At 71.2% G+C, this 15,466-nt stretch carries 12 protein-coding genes; 5 read left to right on the top strand and 7 right to left on the bottom strand.

Annotation, left to right across the window (positions count from 1 at the left end; genetic code table 11):
* Positions 1–60: 60 nt before the first annotated feature.
* Positions 61–2,232, bottom strand: coding sequence for a helix-turn-helix domain-containing protein (locus tag LV79_RS12625; protein ID WP_253835284.1), 2,172 nt, complete (start codon positions 2,230–2,232; stop codon positions 61–63).
* 366 nt (positions 2,233–2,598) lie between these two features.
* On the opposite strand from LV79_RS12625, the gene LV79_RS12620 reads away from it, so the two are divergent.
* Positions 2,599–3,555, top strand: coding sequence for a hypothetical protein (locus LV79_RS12620; protein ID WP_253835283.1), 957 nt, complete (start codon positions 2,599–2,601; stop codon positions 3,553–3,555).
* Positions 3,556–3,656: 101 nt separating this feature from the next.
* On the opposite strand, the gene LV79_RS12615 is transcribed toward LV79_RS12620, so the two are convergent.
* The 4 genes from LV79_RS12615 to LV79_RS12600 all read right to left on the bottom strand — a co-directional run bounded on the left by LV79_RS12615 (position 3,657) and on the right by LV79_RS12600 (position 9,564).
* On the bottom strand, positions 3,657–5,615 hold the full coding sequence (locus LV79_RS12615; protein ID WP_253835282.1) for a toll/interleukin-1 receptor domain-containing protein: 1,959 nt from the start codon (positions 5,613–5,615) through the stop codon (positions 3,657–3,659).
* Positions 5,616–5,681: 66 nt separating this feature from the next.
* On the bottom strand, positions 5,682–6,062 hold the full coding sequence (locus tag LV79_RS12610; RefSeq protein ID WP_253835281.1) for a YchJ family protein: 381 nt from the start codon (positions 6,060–6,062) through the stop codon (positions 5,682–5,684).
* 857 nt (positions 6,063–6,919) lie between these two features.
* Entirely contained in the window at positions 6,920–8,011 is a 1,092-nt protein-coding gene (locus LV79_RS12605) for a carboxylate-amine ligase (protein WP_285469125.1), read from the bottom strand.
* Positions 8,012–8,076: 65 nt separating this feature from the next.
* The gene (locus tag LV79_RS12600; RefSeq protein WP_253835280.1) at positions 8,077–9,564 is read right to left on the bottom strand and encodes a hypothetical protein; all 1,488 of its coding nucleotides are present in this window, start codon (positions 9,562–9,564) and stop codon (positions 8,077–8,079) included.
* A gap of 272 nt (positions 9,565–9,836) precedes the next feature.
* Here LV79_RS12600 and LV79_RS12595 point away from each other — a divergent pair, with 272 nt between their 5' ends.
* Genes LV79_RS12595 through LV79_RS12580 form a run of 4 tightly spaced genes read left to right on the top strand, consistent with a single transcriptional unit; the run spans position 9,837 to position 13,733 of the window.
* Positions 9,837–11,129 carry an ABC transporter substrate-binding protein gene (locus tag LV79_RS12595; RefSeq protein ID WP_253835279.1) on the top strand — a complete coding sequence of 431 codons (1,293 nt, stop codon included), beginning with the start codon at positions 9,837–9,839 and terminating at the stop codon, positions 11,127–11,129.
* Positions 11,126–12,013 (top strand): carbohydrate ABC transporter permease, encoded by an 888-nt coding sequence (locus tag LV79_RS12590; RefSeq protein ID WP_253835277.1) that lies wholly within the window; start codon positions 11,126–11,128, stop codon positions 12,011–12,013. The genes LV79_RS12595 and LV79_RS12590 overlap by 4 nt, the downstream gene beginning before the upstream one ends.
* Positions 12,010–12,801, top strand: a complete 792-nt coding sequence (locus LV79_RS12585; protein ID WP_253835275.1) for a carbohydrate ABC transporter permease — start codon at positions 12,010–12,012, stop codon at positions 12,799–12,801. The genes LV79_RS12590 and LV79_RS12585 overlap by 4 nt, the downstream gene beginning before the upstream one ends.
* A complete protein-coding gene (locus tag LV79_RS12580; RefSeq protein ID WP_253835273.1) occupies positions 12,798–13,733 on the top strand; it encodes a LacI family DNA-binding transcriptional regulator in 936 nt (311 codons plus the stop codon). Before LV79_RS12585 ends, LV79_RS12580 begins: the two co-directional genes overlap by 4 nt.
* Before the next feature lie 44 nt (positions 13,734–13,777).
* On the opposite strand, the gene LV79_RS12575 is transcribed toward LV79_RS12580, so the two are convergent.
* The gene (locus tag LV79_RS12575; RefSeq protein WP_253835271.1) at positions 13,778–13,975 is read right to left on the bottom strand and encodes an MbtH family protein; all 198 of its coding nucleotides are present in this window, start codon (positions 13,973–13,975) and stop codon (positions 13,778–13,780) included.
* A complete protein-coding gene (locus LV79_RS12570) occupies positions 13,972–15,216 on the bottom strand; it encodes an MFS transporter (RefSeq protein ID WP_253835269.1) in 1,245 nt (414 codons plus the stop codon). Before LV79_RS12570 ends, LV79_RS12575 begins: the two co-directional genes overlap by 4 nt.
* Between the last annotated feature and the right edge of the window lie 250 nt (positions 15,217–15,466).

Below are 15,466 nucleotides of genomic sequence, written 5' to 3'. Positions count from 1 at the left end.
GGATCGGCGCGTGCGTGGACCATCCGCTGCCCCGCCGGAGAGGGGCTGGCCCCGGCGCTCTTATGGGCCTAGTTCGGCGCGGACGCGGGCTTCGCCCAGGACTGCGGGGAGGAGGCGGGTTTGTTGGTCGTCCGCCTCGGACCAGTGGCGGCGGGCAGCGGGGCGGTCGTTGCGGAGGGCGGCGATGTTGCCCAGGCCGGTGAGGGCGCGGGCGCGTTCATAGGCGCTGCCCGCCAGTTCGGCGAGGGTGCCTGCCTCGGTGTAGAGCTGGACGGCGGTGTCGTGGTTGCCCGCGTTGAAGTGGATCCAGGCGAGGCAGTTGATGGCCATCAGGGTGTCGACCGGTTGGAGTTGCGCCTCGGCTTGCTTGCGGGCGAGGTCGGCGTGTTCGACGGCCTCGGCGTGGTGGCCCAGGGCGGTCAGTGCCAGGGCGATGCCGCGGTGGGCGATGGCGACGTTGCGGAACCGGCCCGCCGCCTCGTAGGCCGCTAGGGCGGTGGTCAGGTCGCGGGCGGTGGTCTCGGCTTCGCCGTGGTAGAGGCGGGCCCAGGCGAGGCTGGAGAGGGCGTCGGTGCGGCCGCGTTCGTCGTTCGCGGCGGTGAAGGCTTCCAGGGCGCGCTGGTGGGCGTCGACGGCGTCGCTGATGCGGCCGGCGTCGATGTAGGCCATGCCCAGGTTGTTGAGGATCATGCCGGTCGCCGACTGGTCACCGAGGGCGGCGGTGGCCGTCAGCGCTCGGGTGTGGGTCGCGAGCCAGGGCTCGTAGAGCTTGTCGCGGAAGAAGAACGCGCGCAGGACGTACGCGAGTTGCCAGCAGGGCCGGTGCAATCCGTGGTCGGCCGCCAGGTCCACCACCCGCTCCAGCGTCGGCCACTGCGCCCGCAGCCACTCCAAGGCGCTGTCGGAGTCGGCGAACGGATGCTGGTGCGGCTGGTCGAGCGCGGGCCGGTAGCGCGCGGGTTCGACGACCTCATCAGCGGCGGTCGCCCTGGCCAACGCGTAGTCGACGAGCCGGTGCACGGCGGACGCGCGGACGTCGGGGGCGGGCTGCGCGTGGCGCAAGGCGTACGCGCGCACCAGGTCGTGCACCCCGATGTGCCCGACGGCGTCCAGGGTGATCAAGCTCGCGTCGTGCAGGCGGTCGAGCAGGACCTCCGCCTCACCGAACGGCAGCGCCGACATCGCCTCCACCGCGGGGATCTCCAACACCGGCCCGGGGTGCACGGCGAGCAGGCCGAACAGCGCGCGCTCGGCGTCGCTGAGGGCCTCGTGGGACACGGCGAACGCGGCGGCGACACCGCGCTCACCGTCGTCGAGCACCATCAACCGGGTGCGCTCGTCGGCGAGCCGGTCGCGCAACCGGGTAGCCGAACCGGCGACCAGCCGAGCGGCCGCGATGCGGATGGCCAACGGCAGGTCGCCGCACAACGAGACGATCTCCCCCGCCTCCGGGTCAGCGGGCGCCCGATCACCGGCGACCGAGCGCAGCAGCGCGACGGCGTCGTGGCGGTCGAGCATGTCCAGCGACAACGACCACGCCTCGTCGAGCGCGGGCAACCGGCTCCGGCTGGTGATCAGCACCCGGTTGCCCGTTCCCGTCGGTAACAGCGGCCGGACCTGGGCGGCCGACTCGGCGTTGTCGTAGACCAGCAGCATCCGCCGGTCGCGCGTCAGGGTCCGCAGCATGTTCTCCCGCCCGCTGACATCGGGTGGGACGTGCTCCGGCGCCACCCCGAGCCCGCCCAGCACGCTGCGCAGCGCCTCGAACGGCTCGACCGGGGTGGCGCCGGGTGTGTGGCCGCGCAGGTCCAGGAAGTACGACCCGTCCGGGAAGGCGTCCTCGGCAGCCCGGCCCGCGGCGATCGCGACGGCTGTCTTGCCGACCCCGGCGAGGCCGAACACGACGCACTGGCGCCGCGAGTCACCGCGCAGCACCGACGCCAGCACGTCGAGCTCCGCGTCCCGACCGACGAGGTGGCTGGTGACCTCGGGCAGCCCCCGCAGCCCACCCCCAGCCCGGCGGGCCTCCGACTTGGCGAACGCCGCGATCAGGTCGCCGTTGGCCCCCAGCGCTGTGTCGCAGGCGGCGATGATCTCGCGGCTGCCAGTCGCCTTGCCTGTCTCGATCTTGCTCAGGTAGCCGGGGCTGATGTAGGCCTTGTCGGCCAATGCGGCCTGCGACATGCCGACGGTCTCCCTCCGGCTGCGCAACTCGTTCCCGAAGTCGGTCATGGCTCCTGGTTCTCGACGTGGGCGGGCGGGGCCACCCGGGGACGGGGCTTGGGCCGCCCCCGGGTGATCACGCGTCATCCGAGCAGACTCGCGGCCAACAGCACAATGGTGATGACGTAGTGGGTGTGCACCGGTGTCCCCCTTCGTTCGGTGAATCCTTCGCTCCTCGTGCCGGGTGAATCCGACCCACCAATGGTCACCGGAGGCGGCGCGGGTCCAACAGGGGTTTCCTGTTTCCTGGTCTTTCCTCGTCCCGGGAAACACCACCGAAAGCATTCGCGTGGCGCGAACATGAATGGGGTGCGGAATTCGTTGTGGGCGCGGTGCTGGGTAGACTCGGGTGCCCGCCGGTGAGAGGGGTTTGGGGTGGACGCTGACGCTCGGATCGCGGTCCTCGGCGAGGAACTCAGAGCCGTGCGCAAGGGACTCGGCCTGTACCAGACCACGCTGCCCGCGGTGGCCGGACCGGTGCTGCTCGACATCGCGGGCGCCACCGCCACGGATCCGCCCGGCACCGTCCGCGACAAGCTGGTCGCCACCGTGCGCGGCCTGATCACCCGGTTGCCCGAGGGCAGGCAGGAGCTCGCGCGGGCGGTGTTCGGCCTGGACAACCCGGGCAACACCGGGTACATGGAGCGGCTCGTGGAGCAGGGGCGCACAGCCGACCGGGACCTGCGGACCATGCAGCGGCGGGCCAACGAGGTCGTGTACCTGCTCGCGGAACTGGCCTGTGTGTACACCCCCGCCGCGGCCGCGAGCGTCGACACCGTCCCCTGGCACACGAAGCGGTTGGACGTCCGGCTGGTGCTGCGCGGCGACGACGTCGAGGTGTTCGAGACCCGGCGCGTCGTGAGCCACGAACCGGACCTGGTCGACGTGGCGCACTCGATCTCGGTCGGCCAGTCGGGGCAGGCCAGGGGCCCGGTGGACCTGGCGGCACTGGGCATCGACGAGATCTCCGGTGGCGAGGTCCGCTCACCCAGAATGGTGTCCGCCGACCGGGTGGCGTTCACCCTGCGTCCCCCGGCCCCGCTCGGCCCCGGCGACGAACACGACTTCTTCTTCCGCATCCGGGCCACCGACATCGCCCCGTTCTACTGCTGCACCCCTGAGTTCGACTGCGAGCGCTTCTCCCTCAACATCCGCTTCGAGCCCCACCGCCGCCCCACCCGCGTCTGGCGCATCAACGGCGAGTTCTCCAAGGAAGCCGCCGACCCCACCCCTACCCGAGCAACCCTCCAGGTCGACGACACCGGCGAGGTCCGCACTGACTTCACCAACCTGCGCCCCGCCCGCTCCTACGGCATCGGCTGGGCGCTCTAACCCCAGCTGACCCCGGGGCCGAGTCGGCCCCGGGGTACAGCCGGTCACAGCGCTCGCCCCACCACGAGGCCCAAGCCGCTCGAAGCACGGCGGCCGGGCGGTCAGTGGAATATGGAGCGCAGGAGTCGGGACAACCACGATCGCGTGGGTTTGTCGGTTGGTCGCCGGTCGACGTTGGTGTGTGGGGCGGGAGCCTCCTCCACCGTGGCGTCGATGATGGCGGTGGCTTCGCGGGCCAGGCGGTGGCGGGATTGGCCCGCCGCGGTGAGCGCGGTGGTCACCTCTTCCGCCTTCTCCCGGGCTGCCTCGGCGTTCCCCTCCGATGCCAGCAAGTGCGCGAGTTCGATGGAGGCGACAGCCCGGTCGGACGGTGTGGCGCGTTCGAGTCGAGGCTGGAGGTCCGCGAGCAGGGCCCGCGCGGCGAGGTGGTGGCCCCGCACTCGCAGCGCCCGTACTCGGATGAGCGCCATCCGCCCGCGTTCTGGTTCGGAGGCCCACACGGGTACGGGTTCGGTTGCCAAGCCCTCGCAGGCAGCGTCAGCGCGGGCGTGGTCGCCGCGGAGGTCGTGGGCGGTGGCGGTGAGGAAGCGGCGTCGGTACTCGGTGTTGGGGCCGCCCGTGAGTCGCGCCGCGTTGCGGAGGATGGCGTCCGCGTCGCCCGCCTCGACCGCGAGCCACGCGGCGGCAAGGTAATCGCCCACAGCTACCCGCACGGTGTAAGCTGCGGCGCTGTCTCCTCGTGCCTCTAGCTTCGAAGCCACCGACCGCAGCAGCGACTGTCGCGTCTCGGGCGGCAACGCCTCCTCTTGCGCTACCCGAACGGCGTGGCGGAGGGTGTGCAGCCCGGTCCTAGAGTCCGCGAGCGCCCTACCGAGTACGACGGCAGCACGTGCCACGACGTCGTCGTCAGCCATCGTGCGACGCACTTCCGCGGCAACTAGAGGATGCAACCGCCAGGTCTGTCGGCCAGCGCAGTCCGGTAGGTCTACCGGCTGCAGGACGCCATCCAGTTCGTCGAGCACGCGCGCGACGACCATCGGGGCTGCGGTGCCGAACACCGGCGCGACCCCGTCGACGAGCATGTCGCCGGAGAAGGGCACGGAGTCGAGCACCGAGGCGAACGCCAGCACGGCCCGAGCGTGCTCACCGCCGGTGCACCGGTTCGGCTGGCCTGCCTCGTCCGGGGTGAACGGTGGCACCACGATCTCGGTGAAACCCCACGCCGGGTCAGCGGCGCGGGCGGTCAGCACCGTCCGGACCCGGGGCGACGGGAGCACGAACCGGCGGGCGTCGCACTCCGGTGGCAACCCGTCGATGAACCAGCACACGTCGGTCCCCGCGACAGTCAGCAGCTCCGCGAGGGTGTCGCGGGCCGCGTCGAACCCGAGGCCGCCCAGGTCGACGCTGAAGCGCTCCGCGGCGATCCGGCGCAGGTCGGCGGCGTACCAGGCGAGCGGGTCGCACTGATCGATCTCGGTCCACTCGACACCGCCGGTGTGCGCGGTGCGGAACAGGGCGCCGTACTGCTCGGCGAGGGTCGTCTTGCCGCTGGCCGCCTTCCCGGTGAGCACAACGGGATCGGTCGCGCGGTGCAGGTCCCACAGCGTCGAGTACCGGCCGACGAAGTGCCGGGGCCGGGCCAACCGCTCCGGCCGCGGCTCGCGGTCGCCGCACAGCGGGACGCGGCCAGCCTTGGCGATCTTCGCGGCCACGGCGTCGGCCACCTCGTCGACGGGCACGTGGTCGGCCAACCCGGTGGGGTCCTGGCCCCCGACGGCGACGATCCGGTCCGCCGGGTCACCGAGCCGCTGGGCCGCGAGCAGCGCGCGGGTGAACTCCCACTGGCACGCGTGGCGCACCAGGTACCGCGGCGAGCACACCGCCACGAACACGGTCGTCTCGTCGACCGCCTGGCGGAGTTTGTCGGTGATGCCGTCGAACAGCGTCAGGTCGCGGCCGCGCGCCACGGGGATGCCGCGGGCGCGCAATGCCGCCTCGACGACATCGGCCTGGGGTTCGTCGTCAAGGGCGTGGCTGAGGAATACCCGGGCAGTGGTCACCCGGACAACGATGCCGGACGGCCGCGGGAAAGGGATTGGTGAAGACCTGACAAAAAGACGACAGTGTCAATCCCGGATATCGCCGTCCAGGTAGAGCCATTTTCCGTTCTCGCGGGTGAATCGGCTTCGTTCGTGGAGCGAGTCGCGGTGGCCGCCGCGGGTGTAGTGGGCGCGGAACTCGACGGTGCCAGCGGTGTGGAAGGGGGTACCGGCCTCTGTGGACAGGATGTCGAGGCGGGTCCAGCGCTGGTCGGGGTCGAGGGTGAGGTCGACCGGGCGCGTGTCGGGGTGCCAGGTCCGGGTGAGGTAGTCGACGTCGCCGAGGGTGAAGGCGGTGTAGCGGGAGCGCATGAGGGCCTCGGCGGTGGGGGCCGGGGTACCGCTGTGCGCGCGGCCGCAGCACTCGTCGTAGGGCAGGCCAGTTCCGCAGGGGCAGCGTTCGGACATGGCCCAAGTATCCATCCACGGGATGACAGCGGGACAAGCCCACGGCGTGAGTCCGGGCTACCCGGGCCTTCCGTAGAAGTGGGGCAGGCCCAACAGAGGGGAAGTGGCGTTACCCGGCGCCCCGCGGCGCTTCACCCTGGCCGCGGGCGACATCCTGGGCGAGCGGATCAGGACCCGCTACGACATCGTGGGCGTGGACCCGCGCGGGATCGGCGGGACCCACAACTGCGTGACCAGCGGCTGCGGCAGCGAACCACTCACCCGCACCCCAGGCGGACCAGCCGAGGTCGTCAAACCTGAGGAGCCATTCCCTTACCCGCAAAGGAAGCACGGGCACAGCTGGCGCACGACGACTACCCCAGGGGCGGGTTCCGCTCTGCGGAAGTGGACCACCATCGTCGAACGCGCCAAGCACTGCCCACACCGGACGGCGACCCGCTTGCCCGTAGTCAACTACGGCCACGGCACGGTAGGCATCTCCTGCGTGGACAAGGCCTATCAGGCGTACCTACTCAGGGCATCCTGCCCTCGGGCACCTGCCAGGCTGACACCCCACTCTTCTCCTAGCCCCGCCCCCGCTCCCGCTTCAGACCAGGACCAGGACCAGGACCAGGACCCCGGCAGCGCACCCCGGCCGCGCCCCCGGCTCCGCCGACCCAACGGCCACTCCGCCACCAGCGGAGGCCCTCCCCGCGAACCCCAGCCCCCACCCTGTCCCGGGGGGCGTCCCCAGGCCCAGTCTACAGGGACCCCCTCCCCCGAAGGGGTGACGGCGAAAACCTGTGGATAACTCGCCCCCTTGTGGACAAACTCCCCGCAGGTCGAGAAGCCACCACGCCACCCCGACCAGGGCAGGATCAGCCGATCAGGGGATCCGAGACAGGCAGCCCAACCCCCGTCACAGCGGCCACAAGATCCCCCCGGCCAAGCGCAGCACGCTGGCGAGAAGCCCCCGGGCCACAAGCAAGAAGCCTCCCCACAGCAGCATCCACGAACTCCCAATCCCCAGCCGACTCCAGCGCGGGCCGGGTCCAGTCCAGCAGCGCCTTCACCCGAGCCTCCGCCGTGGTCGCGACCCCAGCCACCGGGTCGATCGCGGGTCCAACCCCATACCGCGCCGCGGCCCACACACTCGCGGCGGCCAACTGCGGATCGAGCCGAACCCCCTCCCGCCCAAGCTCAAGCTCCCCCAGCGCCGTCCGCACCAGCCCCCTTACCAGCGCCGCCTGCAGCACGGCTTCCCAAGGCTCCAGCACCGTGTCCGCCGCCCGGACCTCGATCGTCGGCAGGTGTGGCGAGCGGCGGACCAGCCAGAACGTCATCCGGTCGTCCAAGATCACCCCGCAGTCGACCAGCCGCGCGATCTGCTCCGCGTGGTCAGCGGCAGACGCGAACCACGGCGGCAGACCGCAACCGGGGAATCGAGCCTGGTCGAGCTGCCGCAGACTGGCGTGCCCCCGATCCCGCCCGTCCCGCACCGGCGAGTTCACCGCCAGCGCCGCCAGGGTGGGCACCCACGGGTTGATGTGGTTGATCACCGCCACGGCCAGGTCCGGATCGGCGACGCCGACGTGCACGTGGCACCCGCAAGCCTGGTAGTCCTCCACCACCGCGCTGAACCGGTCGTGGATCGCCGCGAACCGTTCCCCCGCAGGCCGTTCCAGCAGCGGACCGGCGAAAACCGGCACCCCAGAGGCCATCGGCACCACACCGTGTCCCGCCGCGGCCGCCCGAACGGCCTGCCTGGCATCCTGGATCTGCGCCGCGAGGTCAGCGAGATCCGTGCACACACCAGTCGCCGTCTCCAGCTGAGTGGGGAACAGCTCAGCCTGCCCCACCCAGTCGGCCGCCGGAAGATCCGCCAACACCCTAGGCGCCGCCGGGCACGGGACCCCCGATCGGGGGTCGACCAGGAGGAACTCCTCCTCAACGCCCAGCGTCAGACCCATGTCGATCTCCCCGAGGTGCGAGTGTGGACAGCGGGTACCCACCAGCCCCGTACCCCAACCCAGGGTCACCCAGTCTGCGCGATCCTGCTGACCCGGGCGTCGAACGCCCGGACCAGGTCGTCGTGCCGCCGTTCAGCCGCCGCCACATCCCGATCAATGCTCACCACGCCGAACCGGCCGATCTCCAAGGCACCCAACATGTACCCCACAGTTCCGGTACGCGACCCCGAGTGGTAATGGAACCGTTCCCGCACAAGGGTATCCAGAACGTCCGAAGGCGACAGTGCACTGTACTCAGTGCGATAGAGCCGATCCGTCGCGAAGTAAGCACGAGGCGAGCCGTCCTGCGTGAGGTACCGGCCAGTCTCAGGGTCGTACGCGCCTTCCACCAACCCGTGCAACAGGAAGTAGGGCGCCGTACCACCGCCCATCCGCAGGTTCAGTTCCAGCGCGTAGTGCCGCCAAGTAGCGCCCGTGCGCACTGACACGAAGTCGATGCTGGAGATCCCGACCACCGAACGCGCGGCCAAGGCGTGAGCGGCCCGCAACGCCAACTCCTGGATCTCCAGCCGGTACTCCGTCCGCGCCGGGAACGCGCACCCCGCGAAGATCTGGCCGTCCAGCACCTGGTCGTGGGTCGTCAGCACCCGGACCTCGCCCGTCGTGCTCATCAGCATCTGCGCTGACGGCGAGGTGACCTCGTCGCCCTCCATCAGCCGCTCGACGACCGCGCCCATCGCCTCCACCTGGCCGACGTACCGGTCCCACTCGTCCGGCGGTGTCGCGAACACCGCGCGGCGCGGTAGTTCCTTGCGCAGCCACGACTCCAGGCCCGTGAGGGGCGCGCCCGCGAACGAGAACAGGACGTTGCCGCCCGCGCCGAAGCTGTAGTTGAGCTTGATGATCGCTCGCGCGGTCGTCGGGTCGCGCTCGCGCAGATGGGCTAGCGCACCGACGAGGTCGCCGAAGTCGCGCAGACCTTCAACGCCTTCGGCGATCGGGACGCCCGCGGCGCGGAACAGGCTCCGGGACCCGGTTTTCGACCCCAGTTCCGCCAGGTCCGGGTCCGGCGCGTACAGCGGCACTCCCAGCCGCACAGCCAGGGTTCGTTCGAGAGCGGAGCTGGTGAAGGGCACCAACACCCCGTCCTGGCCGGCGAACCCGCGCAGCCGGGCCAGCAAACCCGGGCGCTGCAGGATCTTCGCGGTGAGCGGGATCGGGTCGGTGTTTCCGCAGTCGAGCATGGTGAGCCGGGCCCTGGCGTGCGAACGGGGCATCGACGGCACCAGGTCCAGCGCGTAGTCGAGCACCTCCGGCGCTATCGCGGAACTGGTCACGTACACCACGCGCGTGTGCGGATCTCGCAGCAGTTGCAGCAAGAACAGCAGCCGTTCCTCGTAGTGGCCGATACCGGGGATCTTGCCCAGGCTGGTGCTGTCCATGCTCAGGCTGGGCACCACGATCACGGTGCGCGGACCGCCGGTCGGGGCGAACAGGTCCGCCACCCGCCGCTGGGTCCGGTGGAAAGCGGCGCGTTCGGCGGTGTCGTCCACCGGGTCCCCCTTCGACCGCGGCGACGCCGCGCATGGGCGAGAGGGGTCCCATGGTGGGTGCCGCCGCGACAGCGAGCAACCTCCGGCGGGCGAACTGCAACCGGGTGGTCTAGAGCACCCACCCCGCGTAGTCGGGAGCGTTCCCAGCCGATTTCCCTTGTGAGACCCCATTTCTGCGGGATCTTGACACCACTGTGTAATCCAGGCCACACTGATCATCAGCTCCGCCGTGGGAGCGCTCCCAACCCCCGACTCGATTGCTGAGGGGTCCCGTGCGCCGTCAACCGTGGAGGGTCCGCGCCCTCGCCATCACCACCGCAACCGCCCTCATCGCCACACCGTCCGCCTGCGGGACCGGGGTCGCCGCGCGCGAACCCGGTGCCCCGATCGAGCTGAGCATCGCCACGTTCACCGAGTTCGGTTACGAGGACCTGCTCATCGAGTACCAGGAGAACCACCCCGGGATCAAGGTCCGGCACCAGCGGACCGGCCAGGGCGGCACCTACCACCAACAGCTGTTCACCCGCCTGGGGGCTGGCTCCGGGCTCACCGACGTGGTCGCGGTCGAGGAGGGGCACCTGTCCGACGCCCTCGCCGCCTCGCGGCTGTTCCACGACCTGGCGGTGATCGGGCCGCGCGAGGTCACCGGGAACCGCTGGCTGGACTGGAAGTACGCCGCGGCCAAGGCCAAGGACGGCTCGCTCATCGGCTACGGGACCGACATCGGCCCGCTCGCCATGTGCTACCGGGTCGACCTGTTCGCCGCCGCCGGGTTGCCGACCGACCCCGAGCTGGTCAAGCCGCTGTTCACCTCGTGGGACACGTACTTCGCCGCGGGTGACGACTACGTCGCCCGCACCGGCAGGCCGTGGTTCGACTCGGCCGGGCAGATCTTCAACGCCATGCACAACCAGTTGGCCACCGGGTACTTCGACACCGACGACACCCTGGTGGTGGCGTCGAACCCGGCCGTCAAGCAGAACTGGGACGCGGTGACCACCGCCGCCCGCCGGGGCCAGTCCGCCGGGCTGACCGCGTTCTCCGCCGAGTGGGAAGCCGGGTTCCGCGCGGGCGCGTTCGCCACCAAGACCTGCCCGTCCTGGATGTTGGGCGTCATCAAGGCGCAGGCCGGTCCGGCGAACGCGGGCCGCTGGGCGGTGACCGACGCCTTCCCCGGTGGCGGCGGCAACTGGGGCGGCTCGTACCTGGCCGTGCCCAAGCAGAGCGCGCACCCCAAGGAGGCCGCGGCGCTGGCCGCCTGGTTGACCGCACCGGAGCAGCAGATCCGCGCGTTCGCCAGGACCGGGAACTTCCCGAGCCAGGTGGAGGCGCTCACCTCGCCGCGGCTGCTGGGCACCGTCGACGAGTACTTCGGCGGCGCGCACACCGGCGCGCTGTTCGCCGCGCAGGCCAGGAAGGTGTCGGCGCCGCAGTACAAGGGGCCGGGTGACGGCCGGATCCAGGAGGCCGTCGCGACGCCCGCGTTGCGCGCGGTCGAACAGGGGACCCCGCCGGAGGTGGGGTGGCGGCAACTGGTCGAGGGCGCCGAGAAGATCGCCCGGTGAGAGCCAGGCTCACGCCCTACCTGTGCGTCGCGCCGTTCTTCGTCCTGTTCACCGTCACCGGCCTGTTCCCGTTGCTCTACACCGGCTACGTCTCGCTGTTCTCCTGGGACCTGGTCGGTGACGCCCCCACCTTCGTGGGGCTTGCCAACTACGCCGAGCTGCTCGGCGACGACCGGTTCGGCACGGCGCTGGTGAACACCGCCAGCATCTTCCTGCTCGCCACCGGCCCGCAGTTGCTGGTGGCCGTGGGGATCGCGGCGCTGCTCGACGCGGCGCCGCGCCCCACGACCGGCTGGCGGGTGGCGGTGCTCGCGCCGACGGCGATGAGCGTGGTGGCCGTCGGCATCGTGTTCGCCAACCTGTTCGGCCCCAAGTACGGGTTGGTGAACGCCGGGCTCGAGGCGCTCGGGATCGGCGCGGTCGACTGGCAGGCCGACCGGCTGGCCAGCCACGTCGCCATCGCGGTCATGGTCAACTGGCGGTGGACCGGCTACAACGCGCTGGTCGTGCTGGCGGCGATGCGGGCCATCCCGCCGTCGCTGCACGAGGCGGCCACTGTGGATGGTGCGGGCCGGTGGCGCCGGTTCCGGCACGTCACGCTGCCGCTGCTGCGCCCGACGCTGCTGTTCGTGGTGGTCACCTCCACCATCGGCGGGCTGCAGGTGTTCACCGAGCCGAAGTTGCTCGACGCGCAGCCGGGTTCGGCCAACGGCGGCGCGTCCGGGCAGTTCCAGACGGTCGCGCTCTACGTGTACCAGTCGGCGTTCGAGACCAGGCGGCTCGGCTACGCCTCGGCGGTGGCCTGGGTGCTGGTGCTGCTGGTCGCGGTGCTGGCCTGGGTCAACTACCGGCTGACCAAGCGGATGGCGGGCGTCGACGGGTGAGGAGGCGCAGCGGGGGGCTGCTGCTGCTGGCGTTCGTGGCCGGGTCGCTGTTCCCCTACTACTGGGCGTTCCTGGTCGGCAGCCAGGACGCGGTGTCGCTGACCGGCGCGACGCTGGTGCCCGGCGGGCACTTCCTGGCCAACGCCGAGCGGGTTTTCGACACGGTGCCCTTCTGGCGGGCACTGGGCAATAGCGTGGTGGTCGCGGGCACCGTCACCGCCTCGACGGTGGTGTTCGCCAGCCTGGCCGGGTTCGCCTTCGCGCGGACGCGCTTCCCCGGCCGCGACGGGCTGTTCCGGTTCGTGGTGGCGACGATGGCGGTGCCGACGCAGTTGGGGATCATCCCGCTGTACCTGGCGATGGCGGAACTGGGCTGGGCTGGAGGGCTGCAGGCCGTGATCGTGCCGAACCTGGTGACCGCGCTCGGGGTGTTCTGGATGCGCCAGTACACCGTCTCGGCCGTGCCGCCGGAGCTGGTGGACGCGGCGCGGGTGGACGGCTGCTCGCTGGCGCGCACCTACTGGCACGTCTGCCTGCCGTCCGTTCGGCCCGCGATGGCGGCACTGGGTATGTTCACGTTCATGGCTAGCTGGAACGACTTCCTGTGGCCGCTGGTCGCGTTGGACGCCGACCACCCCACCGTGCAACTTGCACTGGAACGGTTGCAGTCCGGACACTACGTGGACTACCCCCTCGTGCTCGCGGGCACCACCCTGGCGACCGTGCCGGTGCTGGCGGTGTTCGCGGTGTTCGGTCGCCGGTCGGTCGACGGGGTCGCACTGGGGTGAACCTGGAAGAGGTCGCCCGGCGCGCCGGGGTGTCCCGGTCGACGGTCTCGCGCGTGCTCAACGGCTCCACCGGGGTGAGCCCGGCCACCCGCGCGGCGGTGGAGGCCGCTGTCGCATCGTTGCGGTACTTGCCGAACCAGGCCGCAAGATCACTGGCCGGGACGCGAACGGACACGGTGGCGATCGTCGTGTCGGAGGAGCGGGACCGCGTGTTCGACGACGCGTTCCTGACCGGCGTGTTGCGCGGGGCGACGTCCGGGTTGGCGGGCAGGCGGGCGGTCGTGGCGGTGAACCCGCGCGAGGTGTCCGATGTGGACGGCGCGTTGGTGGTGAGCATGAGCGGGCACGACCCGCTGCCGCGGGAGCTGCGGGTGCCAGTGGTGCTGGTCGGCAGACCGCTCAGCTGCGGTCTGGCCTATGTGGACTCCGACAACCTGGGCGGCGGCGTTCTCGCTGGGCGGCACCTGATCGCGCGCGAGCGGCGTCGTATCGGCGTGTTAGCGGGGCCATCGGATGTCGCCGCGTGCGTGGACCGGGTGGCCGGGTTGCGGCGGGCGTTGTCGAGTTCACCGCCCGCCGGGGTGATCACGTGCGCGCTGACCCCGGACTCCGGAGCGGCGGCGATGGCGAGCCTGCTGGCGTCGGTGCCGGATGTCGACGGGGTGTTCTGCGCAACCGATGCGATCGCGATCGGGGCGTTGCGGTACCTGGCCTCAGTGGGCGCACGGGTGCCGGAGGAGGTGTCGGTGGTGGGGTTCGACGACTCGTTGGTCGCAACGGTGTGCACACCCGCGTTGACGACGGTGCGGCAGTCCCCCGACGACCTGGGCAACACGGCGGCGTGGCGGCTGGTGGCGGAGCTGGCCGGGGAGCCGGACCTGCCGCAGTCGATCGTGCTGCCGACGGAGCTGGTGGTGCGCGGGTCCAGCTGAGCGCTTCCGGGCGGCGGCCTGGGGTGGCCGCCGCCCGCGCCCGGTCAGACGGTGTCCATGGCCTCGCGCAGGGAGCGGGGGCGCATGTCGGTCCACACCTCGTCGACGTGGGCGGAGCACTCGTCCTTGGTCCCGGTGAAGCCGTCCGCGCGCCAGCCCGCGGGGATCTCCCGGTCGGCGGGCCACAGCGAGTACTGGTCCTCGTCGTTGACCAGGACCTGGAAAGCGATGTCGTCCCTCACGGTGTTGCTTCCTCTCTCTCGGACTTTCCGGGGTACCGACGCAGGGTCGGGTTGATCGTCACCAGCAGCGTGACCACCGCCATGCCCGCGGCGGCCACCAGCACGGCGGTGTCCGGCGAGACGGCCTCGACCAGCACACCGCCCAACGCGGGTCCCAGCGCCGCCGCGCCGCCGACGACGACGCTCATCACGCCGCTGAGCCGTCCGCGCAGTGCGTCGGGGGTGAGCAGGAGCTGGTGGGTGGAGATGGTCGTGTTGGCGGTCGGGGCGAGCAGGGCCATCCCGGCGAACAGCGCGCCGAGCACCAGGCCCCGGTCGGTGAGGACCGCGAGCGGCGCGAGGGCGGTGAGCACCCAGAACACCCCCGCGATGGACAGGTACGGGGTCAGCACCCGGTGCAGGTACGGCGCGAGGAGCGAGCCGATGATGCCGCCGACACCCAACATCGCCGCCATGACCCCGATCTCGGCCGACGACACCCCACCGCGCTCGGCGAGCACGATGACGACCAGGTAGTACGCGCTGAAGAAGAAGTTCAGCGCCAGCGCACACACGGCCGTCACCCGCACCTCGCGGTGGGCGAGCACCCACCGCATGCCCTCGACGATCTCCCGCCCGAGGTGGCTCTCCTCGACCTTCGGCGCGCGGCGCGGCATCCGCAGGAACACCAGGGCGAGCAGCGAGATGAAGTGCGTGACCAAGTCGAGCAGGAACGGCACCCACCGCCCGACCGCGAACAGCACACCCCCGAGCGCGTTGCCCGCCATCTGCCCGATGGACGACCGGGCGGCGTTGAGCGAGATCGCCGTGGCCAACTGCTCATCGGGCACGAGCGACGGCAAACTTGCGTCCTCGGCGGGCTCGAACAGCGCCCGGCAGACCCCGAGCACAACGGCCACCGCCACCATGTGCGGGATCGTCGCCGCCCCCGCAATGATGGCCGCCACCAACGACCCGAGCGCAACAACATTCGCCGCTTCGCAAGCAAGCATCACCCGCCTGCGATCCCACCGGTCGACCAGCGCCCCGGCAGGCAACCCGACCACCAACTGCGCCACCGCATCCGCCGCGAGCACAAGCCCAGACGCCGCCGCCGACCCGGTGAGCGCCAACACCAGCAGCGGAAACGCGATCATCGACGCGCTGAACCCAACCTCAGCGCAAGCCTGCCCCACCCACAGCAACGTGTAGTTCCGATTCCGCGACAGCGGAACCGCCACCCGCTCCACCTCAGCCGTCATAGCCCACCCCTCAGCCCGCACTGTTCCCCCAACGCACCCAGCTCAACCCCCCGCCGCCCGCAAGCGGCCCCACGCCGAGTGGTAACCCGAGCTACCTCAGTCCCTCCGCGCTCCACCAACCCCCCACGACCAAACCCGGCCCACCACCGACGACTGGCCAAGCCCCCGACCGCACTGCCCCCAGACGCCCCTAGACGACGTTGGCCCTCAAGCAAGCGCCGACGACGTTGGCCCACCACCGCCCGCTGAC

Source organism: Actinokineospora globicatena (genome assembly GCF_024171945.1).
Taxonomy (GTDB): Bacteria; Actinomycetota; Actinomycetes; order Mycobacteriales; family Pseudonocardiaceae; genus Actinokineospora; species Actinokineospora globicatena.
Note: the sequence above shows the minus strand (reverse complement) of the source record. Positions and strands in the feature narration are given on the sequence as shown.

Coding starts and splice junctions, on each gene's coding strand:
- LV79_RS12605 (WP_285469125.1), bottom strand. CDS start 8,011: ATGGGTCTGACGCTGGGCGTTGAGGAGGAGTTCCTCCTGGTCGACCCC.
- LV79_RS12570 (WP_253835269.1), bottom strand. CDS start 15,216: ATGACGGCTGAGGTGGAGCGGGTGGCGGTTCCGCTGTCGCGGAATCGG.
- LV79_RS12625 (WP_253835284.1), bottom strand. CDS start 2,232: ATGACCGACTTCGGGAACGAGTTGCGCAGCCGGAGGGAGACCGTCGGC.
- LV79_RS12610 (WP_253835281.1), bottom strand. CDS start 6,062: ATGTCCGAACGCTGCCCCTGCGGAACTGGCCTGCCCTACGACGAGTGC.